Annotated in this window: 13 protein-coding genes and 1 riboswitch; of the genes, 6 read left to right on the top strand and 7 right to left on the bottom strand. The window is 66.7% G+C overall.

Translation table 11 applies throughout. The annotated features are described in order from the left end of the window. Nucleotides 1-15: 15 nt before the first annotated feature. Both cueR and NAV27_RS05365 read left to right on the top strand, forming a co-directional pair. Nucleotides 16-453, top strand: coding sequence for a Cu(I)-responsive transcriptional regulator (gene cueR, locus NAV27_RS05370; protein ID WP_054093444.1), 438 nt, complete (start codon nucleotides 16-18; stop codon nucleotides 451-453). A gap of 160 nt (nucleotides 454-613) precedes the next feature. Next, nucleotides 614-2,533: a methyl-accepting chemotaxis protein gene (locus tag NAV27_RS05365; protein ID WP_102827695.1), complete on the top strand. Its 1,920-nt coding sequence runs from the start codon at nucleotides 614-616 to the stop codon at nucleotides 2,531-2,533. Between the two features lie 54 nt (nucleotides 2,534-2,587). Here NAV27_RS05365 and bfr read toward each other — a convergent pair whose 3' ends face one another. Then, nucleotides 2,588-3,055, bottom strand: a complete 468-nt coding sequence (gene bfr, locus NAV27_RS05360) for a bacterioferritin (protein ID WP_008570553.1) — start codon at nucleotides 3,053-3,055, stop codon at nucleotides 2,588-2,590. Between the two features lie 144 nt (nucleotides 3,056-3,199). Here bfr and NAV27_RS05355 point away from each other — a divergent pair, with 144 nt between their 5' ends. Together NAV27_RS05355 and NAV27_RS05350 are read left to right on the top strand one after the other, a co-directional pair. Continuing rightward, the gene (locus NAV27_RS05355; protein ID WP_102827696.1) at nucleotides 3,200-4,432 is read left to right on the top strand and encodes a TIGR03862 family flavoprotein; all 1,233 of its coding nucleotides are present in this window, start codon (nucleotides 3,200-3,202) and stop codon (nucleotides 4,430-4,432) included. 101 nt (nucleotides 4,433-4,533) lie between these two features. After that, complete coding sequence (locus tag NAV27_RS05350) at nucleotides 4,534-6,435, top strand: ATP-binding protein (protein ID WP_102827697.1); 1,902 nt, start codon at nucleotides 4,534-4,536, stop codon at nucleotides 6,433-6,435. Between the two features lie 35 nt (nucleotides 6,436-6,470). Here the strand turns inward: NAV27_RS05350 and adhP are convergent, their stop codons facing one another. Together adhP and rhlE1 are read right to left on the bottom strand one after the other, a co-directional pair. Further along, entirely contained in the window at nucleotides 6,471-7,493 is a 1,023-nt protein-coding gene (gene adhP, locus NAV27_RS05345; protein WP_102827698.1) for an alcohol dehydrogenase AdhP, read from the bottom strand. 183 nt (nucleotides 7,494-7,676) lie between these two features. After that, a complete protein-coding gene (gene rhlE1 / locus NAV27_RS05340; RefSeq protein ID WP_102827699.1) occupies nucleotides 7,677-9,002 on the bottom strand; it encodes an RNA helicase RhlE1 in 1,326 nt (441 codons plus the stop codon). 139 nt (nucleotides 9,003-9,141) lie between these two features. Further along, nucleotides 9,142-9,358, top strand: a riboswitch (cobalamin riboswitch). Here rhlE1 and NAV27_RS19220 point away from each other — a divergent pair. Continuing rightward, nucleotides 9,314-9,445, top strand: a complete 132-nt coding sequence (locus tag NAV27_RS19220) for a hypothetical protein (RefSeq protein WP_423836204.1) — start codon at nucleotides 9,314-9,316, stop codon at nucleotides 9,443-9,445. It overlaps the preceding riboswitch by 45 nt. A 12-nt stretch (nucleotides 9,446-9,457) precedes the next feature. Beyond that, the gene (locus tag NAV27_RS05335) at nucleotides 9,458-11,323 is read left to right on the top strand and encodes a TonB-dependent receptor domain-containing protein (RefSeq protein ID WP_102827700.1); all 1,866 of its coding nucleotides are present in this window, start codon (nucleotides 9,458-9,460) and stop codon (nucleotides 11,321-11,323) included. Between the two features lie 22 nt (nucleotides 11,324-11,345). Here NAV27_RS05335 and NAV27_RS05330 read toward each other — a convergent pair whose 3' ends face one another. The 4 genes from NAV27_RS05330 to NAV27_RS05315 all read right to left on the bottom strand — a co-directional run bounded on the left by NAV27_RS05330 (nucleotide 11,346) and on the right by NAV27_RS05315 (nucleotide 13,968). Beyond that, nucleotides 11,346-12,143 (bottom strand): cobalamin-binding protein, encoded by a 798-nt coding sequence (locus NAV27_RS05330; protein WP_102827701.1) that lies wholly within the window; start codon nucleotides 12,141-12,143, stop codon nucleotides 11,346-11,348. Further along, complete coding sequence (locus tag NAV27_RS05325; protein WP_102827702.1) at nucleotides 12,143-12,550, bottom strand: hypothetical protein; 408 nt, start codon at nucleotides 12,548-12,550, stop codon at nucleotides 12,143-12,145. The genes NAV27_RS05330 and NAV27_RS05325 overlap by 1 nt, the downstream gene beginning before the upstream one ends. After that, nucleotides 12,547-13,164 carry a GTP cyclohydrolase II gene (gene ribA, locus NAV27_RS05320; RefSeq protein ID WP_008570561.1) on the bottom strand — a complete coding sequence of 206 codons (618 nt, stop codon included), beginning with the start codon at nucleotides 13,162-13,164 and terminating at the stop codon, nucleotides 12,547-12,549. Before ribA ends, NAV27_RS05325 begins: the two co-directional genes overlap by 4 nt. Before the next feature lie 156 nt (nucleotides 13,165-13,320). Beyond that, on the bottom strand, nucleotides 13,321-13,968 hold the full coding sequence (locus NAV27_RS05315) for a retropepsin-like aspartic protease family protein (RefSeq protein ID WP_102827703.1): 648 nt from the start codon (nucleotides 13,966-13,968) through the stop codon (nucleotides 13,321-13,323). Nucleotides 13,969-13,989: the final 21 nt, after the last annotated feature.

The raw sequence follows: 13,989 nt of genomic DNA, 5'->3' as shown, positions 1-13,989 counted from the left end.
GCACACGGAGGCAGCATGAATATCGGTCAAGCAGCCGCGCGCAGCGGCCTGTCGGCGAAGATGATCCGCTACTACGAATCCATCGGCCTGATCACTCCGGCCGGGCGCGGCGCCAACGGCTACCGTCGCTACGGTAGCGACGACCTGCACCGCCTGGGCTTCATCAAGCGCGCCCGCGACCTGGGCTTCTCGCTCGAGGAAGTCGGCCGGCTGCTCACGCTCTGGCAGGATCGCCAGCGCGCCAGTGCCGACGTCAAGGCGCTGGCCGCCGGGCATATCGTCGAACTGAACCGCAAAATCGCCGAACTGGTCGGCCTGCGCGACACGTTGCAGGAGCTGGTCGACCACTGCGCCGGCGACGACCGTCCGGACTGCCCGATCCTGCGCGGCATCGAGACGGGCTGTTGTACAGCCAGTACCGGCGCGGAACCGGCGCCACCTGCCGAGCGCTGATCCGAAGCCGCCGGCCAGCCCGCGGCCACGCGGGCACCGGCTATTTCTTGCCTTACATTCAAGTTTGCATGTCGACCGCCGACAGCGGGAGCGAAGACACCGGCGGGCCGCTCACAAGGCCGCTCGTTCGGAACGAACTCCTCATCATGGTTGAACTGTCATGCACAACTGGTTTGCAAACATGGGCGTCAGCAGGAAGCTCGCGCTGGGCTTCGGCGCCGTACTCACCCTCACCCTCATCCTCGCGTGGAGCGGCTGGGGCAGCCTGGGCGGCGTCATCCAGCGCAGCGGCTGGATGACCGACATCTCGCTGCTCAACAAGACGCTGACCGACCTGCGCATCGCCCGTCTGCAATTCATGCTGGCCAACGGCGACAGCGAATCGACCGCGCGGCTGGACAACAACCTCGCCGTGTACATCGCGCAGCAGACCGAACTGCTCAATAGCTTCAAGCATCCCGCCGACGCCGCACTGCTCAAGGAGCAGGCCGGTTACAACGCGCAGTACCAGAATTCGCTGAACGACATGCGCCGCGCCTACGCGCAGGCGAACGACGCACGAGCCTCGATCGAAGCCGCCGCCAACCACCTGCACGAGCTGACCGCCGGCGTCACCGAAGGCGTGCTGCAGCTGCCGGAGGATGACGCGCAACGCTTCGCCCAGCTGCTCGCCATCACCCGCATCAAAGAAGACGTACAGCGCGCGCAGTACCTGCTGCGCGTCTACATGGCGGCACCCGGCAACGCCGCCGCCCAAGCGGTCTACACGCAGCTCGACGCGGCGCAGGCCAGCATTGCCGAGCAGAGCCTGGCGCTCGATGCGCACCGCCAGGCGATCCAGGGCGTCGCAGCGGCACTCGACCAATACCGCACCACCATCGAGTCGCTGGAAGCGGCCATCCAGGCCATCGCCAAGTCGCGCCAGGAGATGACCGACCAGCAGAAGGAAATCGTGCGCATCAGCGACACGCTCTACCAGTACCAGCTCGATCAGCTCGACAGCGAAAGCGCCGCGGCGCGCAGCCAGCTGCTGGTCAGCACCCTGCTCGCGCTGCTGCTCGGCGTGCTCGCGGCGTGGTTGATCACCCGGCAGATCATCCTGCCGCTGCGCGCCACCCTGGCCGACGTCGAGCGCATCGCCTCCGGCGACCTCAGCGCCACCGCGCCGGTTCAGCGGCGCGACGAACTCGGCGTGCTGCAGCGCGGCATCCAGCAGATGGGCGCGACCCTGCGCGAGCTGATCGGCGGCATTCGCGATGGCGTCAGCCAGATCAGCGCCGCCGCCGAAGAGCTGTCCGCCGTCACCCGGCAGACCAGCGCCGGGGTGAACAGCCAGAAGGAAGAAACCGATCAGGTCGCCACCGCCATGCACGAGATGTCGGCCACCGTGCAGGAAGTCGCACGCAACGCCGAACAGGCGGCCCAAGCCGCCACCGACGCGGACAGCGAAGCCCGCGAGGGCGATCGCGTGGTGACCGAGGTGGTCTCGCAAATCGAGCGCATGGCCGAGGCGGTGGAGCGTTCGACCCAGGCAATGACCGCACTGCAGCAAGAGAGCGACAAGATCGGCAGCGTGATGACGGTGATCCGCGCGGTTGCCGAGCAGACCAACCTGCTGGCACTCAACGCTGCCATCGAGGCGGCACGCGCCGGCGAGGCCGGGCGTGGCTTCGCCGTGGTCGCCGACGAGGTGCGCGGGCTGGCGCAACGCACGCAGAAATCCACCGAGGAAATCGAAGGGCTGGTGGCCGCGCTGCAGAACGGCACGCAAGAGGTCGCGACGATCATGCACACCAGCCGCGACCTCACCGACAGCGGCGTCGAGCTGGCGCGCCGTGCCGGTGCATCGCTGGGCAGCATCACCCGCACGGTGTCGAACATCCAAGCGATGAACCAGCAGATCGCCGCGGCCGCCGAGGAGCAGAGCGCGGTGGCCGAAGAGATCAGCCGCAGCGTGGTGAATGTGCGCGATGTATCGGAGCAGACCGCCGCGGCCAGCCAGGAAACCGCCGCCTCGAGTATCGAGCTGGCGCGGTTGGGCGGTCAGTTGCAGACGATGGTGAGCCGTTTCCGGCTCTGAGGACTACGGGAAGACCGCGAGACGCGCCGGGCGCAGTCTCGCGATGAACGCAGCTTAGCTGGCCTGCGATTGCAGGTAGTTCTGCAGACCGATACGGTCGATCAGGCCGAGCTGCTGCTCGAGCCAGTAGGCGTGGTCTTCCTCGGTGTCCTGCAGCTGCGCGGCCAGGATGTCGCGGGTCGCGTAGTCGCCGTGCTGCTCGGCCAGGGCGATGCCCTTGGCCAGCGCGGCGCGGACCTTGTACTCCAGCGCCAGATCGCTGCGCAGCATGTCCGGCACCGTGTGGCCGGGATTGATCGCTTCGGGCGTCATGTCCGGGGTGCCTTCGAGGAACAGGATGCGCTTGAGCAGCGCATCGGCGTGCTCGGTTTCTTCCTGCATCTCGTGGTCGATGCGCTCGTAAAGCCGGCTGAAGCCCCAATCGGCATACATGCGCGAATGCAGGAAGTACTGATCGCGTGCCGCCAGCTCGCCGCGCAGCAGCTCCTTCAGATATTCGACTACCGGTGCCTGGCCTTTCATGGGTTCTCTCCGACGGGATATGCATCACGCGCGCAAGCATCGACGCAGAACCGGCTGCGGTCAAGTTTGCCGGCGCAGCCGCGCTGCCAGCGCCACGACGACTCGCTACAATGCCCGCCCTTCATTTTTCGCCAGGCTTGCGCCATGACCCGTTCCGCCCGCTCGTCCCGCGTCGCCATCATCGGCGGCGGCCCCGCCGGTCTGATGGCGGCCGAGGTGCTGAGCCAGGCCGGCGTCGCGGTCGAGCTTTACGATGCGATGCCTTCGGTCGGCCGCAAGTTCCTGCTGGCCGGCGTCGGCGGAATGAACATCACCCACGCCGAGGACTTCGCCACGTTCGTCGGCCGCTACCGCGAACGTGCCGATGTACTGCGCCCGCTGCTGGAAGCCTTCGGTCCGGATGCGCTGCGCCAGTGGATTCACGGTCTGGGCATCGACACCTTCGTCGGCAGCTCCGGCCGGGTATTCCCCACCGACATGAAGGCCGCGCCGCTGCTGCGCGCCTGGCTCAGACGCCTGCGCGACGGCGGCGTGCACATCCATACGCGCCATCGCTGGCTGGGCTGGAACGAGCGCGGGCAGCTGCGCATCGCCGGGCCGGACGGCGAGCATCTGCTCGACGCCGACGCCACCCTGCTCGCCCTCGGCGGCGGCAGCTGGGCGCGGCTGGGCTCCGACGGCGCCTGGGTGCCGCTGCTGCAGGCACGCGGCGTCAGCGTTGCGCCGCTGCGGCCGGCCAACTGCGGCTTCGAGGTGCACGTCTGGAGCGATCACCTGCAGCAGAAGTTCGCCGGCGCGCCGCTGAAGACCGTCAGCCTCGCGCTGCCCGGCGAAGCCCCACGCAAAGGCGAGTTCGTGCTCACCGCAACGGGTATCGAGGGCAGTCTGGTCTACGCGCTCTCCGCGGAAATTCGCGAACGGATCAATCGGCAGGGAGACGCCACCGTGCTGCTCGACCTATTGCCGGATCGCAGCCAGACGCAGATCGCCAGCGCGCTGGCCAAACCGCGTGGCTCGCAGTCGATGGCCAAGCACCTGCATCGCCAGCTCAAGCTCGACGGTGTCAAAGCGGCGCTGTTGCGCGAGCTGACCGACACCGCGACCTTTCAGGACACCGCGGCGCTGGCCGCCGCCATCAAGGCGCTGCCGCTCCGTCTCGTCCGCGCACGGCCGCTGGACGAGGCGATTAGCAGCGCCGGCGGCGTGCCATTCGAGGAACTGGATGCGCAGCTGATGCTCAAGCGGCTGCCCGGCGTGTTCTGCGCCGGTGAAATGCTCGACTGGGAAGCGCCCACCGGCGGCTATCTGCTGACCGCCTGTTTCGCCAGCGGGCGGGCCGCGGCGGCAGGCATGCTGCGCTGGCTGCGCGACCACTAGCCACCTCGCCTTGCCGGCGTTGCGCTGCTAGCTTCAGTGGCATCGAGCGCGCCACTGCATCCGTCCCGGCGCGCCGCCCCCATGCAAAGCGAGGCAAGCCGATGGCCGTCAATGCAATTCCGGTGGATCAACGCGTCATCGACATCGACTCCCGGCGCTTCGCCTCGATCGAGAAGGCGCTGGTCGAGCTGCTCACCAACAGCGACGACAGCTATGCCCGGCTGGAGGCGGCCGGCGTTGCGGTGTCCGGGCAGTTGCTCATCCAGTACGAACGCCACCGCCGCGGCGCCCTGCTGGCGGTCACCGACCAGGCACAGGGCATGCCGTTCGCCACCGCCTGTTTCATTCTCAGCTACGGCGGCGCCCACAGCCCGCTGGCCCAGGGCATCGGCGGCGGTCGCGGCTACTTCGGCCGCGGCCTGAAGCAGGCGATCTTCGGCCTCGGCTACGGTTGGCTGGAAACCATCCATGAAGGGCGGCTGTCGCGCATCGAGCTGTTCCGCGCCGAAAACGGCGGCTACCTCTACGACGACGGCGGCCAGGACCGCGCCGTGACCGAGCGCGACCGCGAACGCCTCGGCATCGCCGGCAATGGCACCCGCGTAGCCATCGTCATCGAAAGCAGCCAGGTGAGCATTTCCCAGTACAACGCCCTGGTCGATTCGCTGGCCAACAACATCTACCTGCGCGATGTGCTGAACCGTCGGCACGTGGAGCTTGCACAACTGCGCGATGGCGTGGAGATCGAGCGCAGCGGGCGGATCCGTTTCGACGAGCCGCCGGCGCTGCTGCTGCTCGGCCCCGACCAGCCGGGCGAGTTCCAGTGCGACGAGCAGACCTTCGCCTTCAGCCTGACGCTAAAGCGCGCGCTGGACGCGCATCTGGTGCCGCGCGGCGACGAGCGCACCAGCGGCCTGCTGGTGCTGTCGGGTACGGCGGTGCTGGACTGCCAGCTGTTCGACTATGAGAACCAGGTCGGCACCGAATACCTGTTCGGCACGGTGCGCTGCCCGGCATTGATCGAGCAACTCGGCCAGGGCGTGGCGGTGATCAGCGACGAACGCGCCGGCCTCAACGCGAAGACGCCGCTGGTGGCGGCCTTCTCGCGGGCGGTCAGCCAGCTGATCGCGCCCTTCGTGATGGCCGAGCAGGAAAAGCTCCGCCATCTGGAACGCGCCACCACCTCGGGGCGCACCGCGCACATGATCGACCACCTGCTGCAGCGCATGAACCAGGCGGCGATCCATGACTTCGGCGTCGTTCCGCCGGCAATTGCTGCGGTGACCGCTTCGGCCGGCGCTGGCGAGCCTGTCGCGGCGCTGCGCTTCAGCACGCCGTTCTACTACCGTCCGCCGGAGCACCCGTTCCACGTCCGCCTGCTGTTCGATCGGCAGCAATTGCCCGACGACACCATCCTGCAGGTCGACGCATCGTTCAGCGAAGGCCTGCGTATCGATCCGCTACCCGCCGCGGTCGAACTGCGGAGCCTCGGCGAAGAGCCGTATCTGCAATGGACGGTCAGCGGTCAGTCCACCGCCGAGCGTGGCGAGATCGTCGTGCGTGCCGGCAGCTATCTGGCCTGGTGCGAAATCGTCATCGCCGAACAGGCAGCGGCGCATGCTCATCACCCCAAAGCGCCGCATCCGCCGACCGGCAAACACCGCCCCGCGCGCGATCATGGCGAAGCCATGTTCACCGGCTACGAGTTCCGCTATCTGGGCGAGGATATGGACCGGGCGGTGTACAGCGCGGCGGAGCGCAAGATTCTGATCAACACCGCCGCGCCCACCGTGCAGCTGTACGTTGACGGCCACGGCAACTTCCGCGATTCCGCGCGCCTGCTGCTGGCCGAACTGTTCATGGACGTGATCGCCGAGGAGCTGGCGCGCTGGAAGCTCGGCAAGTCGGGCCAGGCGGATGACGTCGCCGCGTTCCATGCGGCCAAGGGCGAGATCATCCGTCGCTACGGCAGCGACATCCACCTGTCGTTCATGCGCGGCTGAGGCGCAGCGGCGGCCCGAAGGCCGCCGTCCGGTGCCTACATCTTCATCACGATGCGGCCTTCGATACGACCGGCGCGCATGTCGTCGAGGATCTGGTTGATGTTGTCGAGGCTGTCGGTATGGATGGTCGCCTTGACCAGCCCTTCGCCGGCGAAGTCCAGCGCCTCCTGCAGATCGGCGCGGGTGCCGACGATGGACCCGGTGATGCTGATCGCCTTGAGCACGACGTCGAAGATCGGCGTCGGGAAATCTCCCGGCGGCAGGCCGACCAGCGCCACGGTGCCGCGCCGGCGCGCCATGCCGATGGCCTGACCGAAGGCGCTGTTGGACACCGCCGTGACCAGCACGCCATGGGCCCCGCCGATGTCGCGCTGCACCACTTCCACCGGATTTTCCGTGCGTGCATTGATGGTCAGGTTGGCCCCCAGGCGCTTGGCCAGTTCCAGCTTGGCGTCGTCGACATCCACCGCCACCACGTGCAGGCCCATGGCCTTGGCATACTGCACCGCGACATGGCCGAGGCCGCCGATACCGGAAATCGCCACCCACTGCCCGGGCCGCGCGCCGGTGACCTTCAAGCCCTTGTAGACGGTGACGCCGGCGCAGAGGATCGGCGCGATCTCGTCGAACTCGACGTTCTTCGGCAGGATGCCCACGTAATTCGGGTCCGCCAGCACGTATTCGGCATAGCCGCCGTTGACCGAGTAGCCGGTGTTCTGCTGGCTCTCGCAGAGGGTTTCCCAGCCGGTCAGGCAGTGCTCGCAGCAACCGCAGGCGGTGTACAGCCAGGGCACGCCGACCCGGTCGCCCTCCTTCACCCGCGTCACGCCGGCGCCGACTGCGGCCACATGGCCGACGCCTTCGTGGCCTGGAATGAACGGCAGCGCCGGCTTCACCGGCCAGTCGCCTTCGGCCGCATGCAGGTCGGTGTGACACACGCCGGAGGCGGCGATCTTCACCAGAATCTGGCCGGGGCCGGGCAGCGGCACCTTGACTTCCTCGAGGCGCAGCGGCTCGCCGAAGGCATGTACCACCGCGGCTTTCATGGTCTGGGTCATCGGTTGACTCCTTGAGACAGGACGTACGGGCCTGCGTCGGCAGGCCGGACCAAGCCTAGACCTCAATCGCCAACCGCGTGATGACGCAAACCGTCGCAGGCACGCTCAACAAATCGCCCTTGCACGGCCCGCGCGCGATCCGTGCCGTGGACAAGGCTGCGCCGTTTCCGCGCGCCAGGCCGATCAGCGCTTCTTCGCCGGCTTGCCGCCGCCCAGACTCGGCACCTTGCGGATGGGTTTGGCGTTGGGCTTTTCGTTCTCGTCGAACCAGTTGCCGAGGTGGATCTTGCCCTTGCCGGCGGCGTCCTTGGGCTTCTTCGGTTTCTTCGGCTTCTTGATGATCTGCCCGCCGAGGGTGGTGGTCGGCACGCGATGATCCGGCACGAAGCCCAGCTCGTCGTGGCGCGGCAGCACCTGGTTGATCAGCGTTTCGATGGCCGCCAGCTGATCGACTTCATCGGCGCTGACCAGCGAGATCGCCTCGCCCGAGGCGCCGGCGCGGCCGGTGCGGCCGATGCGGTGCACGTAGTCCTCGGCGACGGTCGGCAGGTCGAAGTTGACCACCTGCGGCAGGTCGTGGATATCCAGCCCGCGCGCGGCGACATCGGTCGCCACCAGCACCTGTACTTCGCCGGCCTTGAAGCGCTCCAGCGCGCGCAGCCGCGAGGCCTGCGGCTTGTCGCCGTGGATCGCATCGCTGGCGATGCCCTGCGCCTGCAGCTCATCCACCAGCTGGTCGACGCCCTTGCGCGTCTTGACGAACACCAGCACCTGGCCCCAGCGCCGTTCCGCCAGCAGATACAGGAACAGCTCGGACTTGCGCTTCTTGTCCACCGGCACCAGCCACTGTTTGACCGTCTTCGCCGCAGCATTGCGCGGGCTGACCTCGACCGACAGCGGGTCGCGCAGCAGCTCGCGGGCCATCTGCCGGATCGCCTCGGAGAAGGTCGCGGAGAACAGCAGGGTCTGGCGCTTCCTCGGCAGGGCGGCGAACAGCTGGTCCAGCTCGTCGGCGAAACCGAGGTCGAGCATGCGGTCGGCCTCGTCGAGCACCAGCGCCTGCAGCTGGCTGAAACCCACGGCGTTCTGCCGGTACAGATCGAGCAGCCGGCCGGGGGTTGCCACCAGCACATCGATGCCCTTGCGCAGCGCCATCATCTGCGGGTTGATGCTGACCCCGCCGTACACCGCGTAGGTGCGCAGCGGCAGGTTCTGCCCGTAGACACGAAAGCTCTCGTGCACCTGCTCGGCCAGCTCGCGGGTCGGCACCAGCACCAGCGCGCGTACCGAATTGCTCGCGACTTTGGCGCCTTCCATGGTCAGGCGCTGCAGCAACGGCAGGGCGAAACCGGCGGTCTTGCCGGTGCCGGTCTGCGCCGCCGCCATCAGGTCGCGGCCCTTGAGCACGGCGGGAATGGCTTCGGCCTGCACCGGCGTCGGCTTGCGGTAGTCGAGGGTTTCCAGGGTTCGCAGCAGCGGATCGATCAGGCCCAGGGAGGCGAAGGTCATGGCAGGCTCGCAGCGCCGATTCGGCGGGGTGAAAAAGGGCGGATTCTAACAGGCTGCGCCTTGTCTCCGTGGCGCATCTGCGGCCGCGTACCTCCTTCGATCAGCTTGTGTTTAGCCGCATGCGGCCGTATGGTTCGCGCGATTTCTTATCCGCCCAGGTGTGCACGACCGCAAGGTCCGCATTAAACGGGAAGCCGGTGCGCTCGCGAGAGCAAGGCCGGCGCTGCCCCCGCAACGGTAATCGACCGCGATCCAGCCGGATCGCCGTCCGCTCGACAGCCACTGTGTTCCGACATGGGAAGGCGAGCGCGATGAGCGTCGAAAGCCCGGAGACCGGCCTGGTGGATTCGACGGGTGTTGCGGAGGGCAGCACCGTCAAGCGCGGCCGTCTGCCCTTTCGCCCCCGCTTGTTCCTGCCCTCCTCGAAAGCTGTGATCTTTTGAGGAATTCCAAGAATGAAACTGTCCCGACTTGCCCTGGCCGTGGCGCTGCTGCCTGGCGCTCATGCATATGCGGCCGATCTGTCGCGAGAAGAAGCGCTTAAGCTCTCCGATACGGTGGTCAGCGCAAACCGCGAACCACAGCGACGCAGCCAGACCCCGGCGGCTACCACTGTATTCAACCGCGACGATATCGAGCGGCTGCAGGTTCGCAGCGTCGTCGAGCTGCTAGAACGTGTGCCGGGCGTAAGCATCACCCGCACAGGCGGAGCAGGCAGCCAAACCGGCCTGTTCCTTCGCGGCACCTCCAGCACCCAGACCCTGGTGTTGGTCGACGGTCAGCGCATCGCAGCGACCTCCAGCGGCACCAGCAGCCTCGAATTTCTCAGCCCCGATCAGATCGAACGGATCGAAGTCGTGCGCGGCCCGCGGTCTGCGCTGTATGGCTCGGATGCAATCGGTGGGGTGGTGCAGATCTTCACCCGCCAAGGCAGCGGCCAGGGGCTTGCGCCTGCGGCCCGCTTCGGCGTCGGAAGCAACGGCACCTTCGAACGCAGCCTGGGCCTCTCCGGGGGCAATGGCCAGACTCGCTTCAACCTGGGGGCCGCGCTGGACGAAACCCAAGGTATCGATGCGACGCGCGATAGCTTCGGCGCCAATGGCGATGACGACGCTTACCGCAATCGCTCGCTCAGCCTGAATCTTGCGCACCGCTTCAATGACTCGGTTGAAGTCGGCGTGAGCGCAATTGATCAGCGGGGAGAGAACGAATTCGAAGACTTGGGCGGCACATCCAAACCAACCACGGATTTCCAGCTGAGCAGCATCTCTGGGTTCGTTGACGCCGAGCTCAATAATGTCTGGGACAGCCGGCTCGAAGTCGGGCACAGCGAGGACAAGCGAGACACCGGAAACGACACCCCACTGGCTCCTGCCTATATGTTCTACAGCTACTCGACATACCGTGACTCGGCCAGCTGGGTGAATACGCTTCAGCTCGATCCGGCGCATCAGTTGTTGCTCGGTGCCGATTGGCATGAGGACCAACTGCACAGTTCGAGCGACTTTTCCAAGGATTCACGCTGGAACCAGGCAGCCTTCATCCAGCACCGCTATAACGGCGACGCGTTCTCTACCGAGATTGGCCTACGCCACGACAAGAACGAACAGTACGGCAGCGAAAACACTTGGAACGCGGCGCTTACCGTACCGCTGGATACCCGCAACGACGTGGTCGTGTCGTACAGCGAGGGCTTCCGCGCCCCAACATTTAACGAACTCTATGACTCCTGGTTCGGAAACCCGGACCTTACGCCCGAAAAATCCAAGAGCTACGAGCTCCAATGGCGCAACCGCTACAGTGAAAGCGGCTCGCTGGAATTGTCGCTGTACCGCACTGACATTGAGGACGCCATTGTCTCGGACGCCTTCTGGATTCCTCAGAATGTCCAGACCGCGCGGATCAACGGGCTGGAGGCGACTCTTCGGCAGGACCTGTTCGGTTGGCGGGCCAGCCTCGCTGCCGGCCTCATCGACCCACGCGATCGCGATAGCGGTCATACACTCGCCCGTCGCGCCAAGCGCACGCTGAGCCTGGATCTGGACCGGCAGCTGGGCGAGTTTTCGGTAGGCGCTAGCTGGAGAGCCGTCAGCGGTCGCTATGACGACGCCGACAACGACATCGAAATGGGCGGATATGGCCTGGTGGGGTTACGTGGCAGCTGGCGTGCCAATCAGGAGCTCAAGCTCGACCTGAAGCTGGATAACCTGTTCGACAAGGACTATGCGGAAACCACCTACAGCACCGCCAACGGCCGTTACGGATATAACACTGAAGGCCGCACCGCACTGTTCGCCGTCACCTGGACTCCGTCACTGTAATCGCGTCTACCGGCGCGCCCGCTCAGGGCGCTGCCGCCATCACTTCGCAGAGCTTCCCGATCGCCCCCAGCATCTGGAAGCTCGGCCGCTCCAGTCCCTTGTCCGGCACGGCCAGCAGGCGACCGCTGCGTACCGCACTGAGCTGCGGCCAGGCTTTCCAGCTGTCGAGTTCGGCACCGCTGCCGCCAAGGATCACCTCGGGATCGCGCGCCAGCACGGCTTCGACGCTCACCTGTGGCGCCGGCAGCTGAAGGTCGGCGAACACGTTCACCCCACCGCACACCGTGATCGCCTCGCTGATGATCTGCGGGCCGCCGAGCGTATACAGAGGGCGATGCCAGACCTGATAGAACACCCGCAGCGGTGGCTTGCGCGCGTACTGCTGGCGTAGCTGCGCCAGGCCGTGGCGGAAGCGCTCGGCCAGCTGAGCGCCCTGCTCGGCACGGTCGACGGCGCGGCCGATCAGCGCGAACTGTTCGGCCAGCTGTTCGAGACGCGACGGCTCGACCACCAGCAACCGAACGCCGAGCTGCTGCAACTGCTGCCGTTGGCCGCGCGGAATGCTGTCCGGCCAGAGCAGCACCAGATCGGGGCGCAGGCTGAGCAGGGTTTCCATCTCCACCTGACCATAGCGCCCGACCGACTGCACGCCCGCCAATGCCGGCGGTCGCTCGCCGCCGTCAAGCATTCCGACCAGCCGGTCGCCGGCATCCAGTTCGAGCATGATTTCGCTGAGCGAGGGCGCCAGGCTTACCACCCGCTGTGCGGCGCTCGCCGAAAGCGACACCAGCAGCAGCGCGACGACCCACAACAATCGCATCAGCGCAGCTGCCGCGGAATGCGATAGAGGACGAGCAAGGTAAGGCTGCCGAGCACCAGCAGCAGCCGCGCCACCGGCTCCATGCCGAACAGCGCACCGACCGCGGCCAGCCAGGCCGGCAATGAGGCGATCAGCAGCGCACGGCGCCGGACACGCCGCAGATGAGCCCAGGCATCGAATTCGGTCTCGCAGCCGAGCGCTTGTTCGGTAGCGATCAGCGCATGTTTGAAGCGGGTGAACGCCGGCAGACTGAAGAACAGCGAGGCGAGGCCCGCGGCGAACAGCAGCAGTCCCCCGTTGCCCAGCTGCAGCCCGGTGCGGCCGAGCAGCAGCGCCGGCAGCACCATCAGCGCGGCATGCAGCCAGCCCTCGCGGGCGAGCTGGCGGCGGACAGCGGCGCGATTCACGACTGTTCGGCTTCGCCCTGATGAATCTCGCCGAGCATGTGGCCGAGCTTGCCGGCCTTGGTCGCGAGGTATTTGCGGTTGTGCGGGTTGTGCGCGATCTGCAGCGGCTTGCGCTCCGCCACACGGATGCCGAAGCCCTGCAGCGCCTTGACCTTGCGCGGGTTGTTGGTCATCAGCTTGACCTCGGCGATACCCAGGTGCTCGAGCATCGGCAGGCAGATGCCGTAGTCGCGCATGTCCGGCGCGAATCCCAGACGCTCGTTGGCCTCGACGGTGTCGGCGCCGCCGTCCTGCAGTTCATAGGCGCGAATCTTGTTCAGCAGGCCGATGCCGCGACCTTCCTGACGCAGGTAGAGCAGCACGCCGCGCCCTTCTTCGGAAATAGCACGCATAGCCGCCTCGAGCTGGAAGCCACAATCGCAGCGCAGGCTGAACAGCGCGTCGCCGGTCAGACATTCGGAATGCAGCCGTCCCAGCACCGGCTTGCCATCGGCCACGTCGCCGAGGGTCAGCGCGACATGTTCCTTGCCGGTGTCCTGGTCGAGAAAACCATGCATGGTGAACACACCGAACGGCGTCGGCAGTTTGGAAGCGGCGACGAACACGACAGACACGGGCGGAAATCCCAGAGAGGAAAAAGGCGGATATTGTAACACTAACTGGCAGGCGCAAAGGGCGAGCGTAATCGGCCAAATGCAATCCGAATCGATGCGCCGATGCCGCCCGGCCGGGTGGCACGGCGCTCCTCCGCCGAAGCAGGATTGCCAGCGCTAGATTTTCGACTCCAGCCTGAGCACACCCTGGTCCTCGCGCCAGCTGACCCGGCCGAGGAAGCTCATGCCCAGCAGGGCTTCGCTGGGCGATTCGCCCTCGAGCACGACCGCTTCGACGCCCAGCACGTCGATGGCACCGACCTTGACGCTGTTCAGGCGCACGCGCCAGGCCTTGGCCGTACCGCTGGCGGTGTTGACCAACAGCGGCTGGCCGGCGGCCCGGTAATCGATGCCCAGCCGCCGCGCCTGGTTTTCGTTGATGGCGACCGAAGTCGCTCCGGTATCGACAAGGAACTGCACCGGCTGGCTGTTGATCGATCCGGCGATCCAGTAATGCCCGCCCACCCCTTTGGCCACGCTGAGCTGGGTCTTTTCCGGCGCGGCATAGCCGGCGCCGCTGTACTCGCGACTCAGGCCGTAGCTGCGCTCGACGCCGCCGACGCGCAGCACCGCACCGCGCGAATCGGCACTCACCACTTCGACGCCGCCGGGCCCGGTCTGGCCGACCCGGACCAGCTTGCGCTGGCCATCGACGTTCAGCACTGCGGCACCGGGAAACAGCCCGACCACCTGCACCATCGGCGCGGACACCGTCAGCGACGGCAACAGCAGCAGGCCAGCGAGAAGAAGTTCAAAGCGACGCATGGAAGTCCTTGAAAGGAGACG

Source organism: Stutzerimonas degradans (assembly GCF_024448505.1).
In the GTDB taxonomy this organism is placed as follows: Bacteria; Pseudomonadota; Gammaproteobacteria; order Pseudomonadales; family Pseudomonadaceae; genus Stutzerimonas; species Stutzerimonas degradans.
Note: the sequence above shows the minus strand (reverse complement) of the source record. Positions and strands in the feature narration are given on the sequence as shown.

What these genes read in the sequence shown, in the direction of transcription:
- NAV27_RS05330 (WP_102827701.1), bottom strand. Translation starts at nt 12,143, where the DNA reads ATGCGATTGTTGTGGGTCGTCGCGCTGCTGCTGGTGTCGCTTTCGGCG.
- NAV27_RS05335 (WP_102827700.1), top strand. Translation starts at nt 9,458, where the DNA reads ATGAAACTGTCCCGACTTGCCCTGGCCGTGGCGCTGCTGCCTGGCGCT.
- NAV27_RS19220 (WP_423836204.1), top strand. Translation starts at nt 9,314, where the DNA reads ATGAGCGTCGAAAGCCCGGAGACCGGCCTGGTGGATTCGACGGGTGTT.
- rhlE1 (WP_102827699.1), bottom strand. Translation starts at nt 9,002, where the DNA reads ATGACCTTCGCCTCCCTGGGCCTGATCGATCCGCTGCTGCGAACCCTG.
- NAV27_RS05315 (WP_102827703.1), bottom strand. Translation starts at nt 13,968, where the DNA reads ATGCGTCGCTTTGAACTTCTTCTCGCTGGCCTGCTGCTGTTGCCGTCG.
- adhP (WP_102827698.1), bottom strand. Translation starts at nt 7,493, where the DNA reads ATGACCCAGACCATGAAAGCCGCGGTGGTACATGCCTTCGGCGAGCCG.
- cueR (WP_054093444.1), top strand. Translation starts at nt 16, where the DNA reads ATGAATATCGGTCAAGCAGCCGCGCGCAGCGGCCTGTCGGCGAAGATG.
- NAV27_RS05365 (WP_102827695.1), top strand. Translation starts at nt 614, where the DNA reads ATGCACAACTGGTTTGCAAACATGGGCGTCAGCAGGAAGCTCGCGCTG.
- bfr (WP_008570553.1), bottom strand. Translation starts at nt 3,055, where the DNA reads ATGAAAGGCCAGGCACCGGTAGTCGAATATCTGAAGGAGCTGCTGCGC.
- NAV27_RS05355 (WP_102827696.1), top strand. Translation starts at nt 3,200, where the DNA reads ATGACCCGTTCCGCCCGCTCGTCCCGCGTCGCCATCATCGGCGGCGGC.
- NAV27_RS05350 (WP_102827697.1), top strand. Translation starts at nt 4,534, where the DNA reads ATGGCCGTCAATGCAATTCCGGTGGATCAACGCGTCATCGACATCGAC.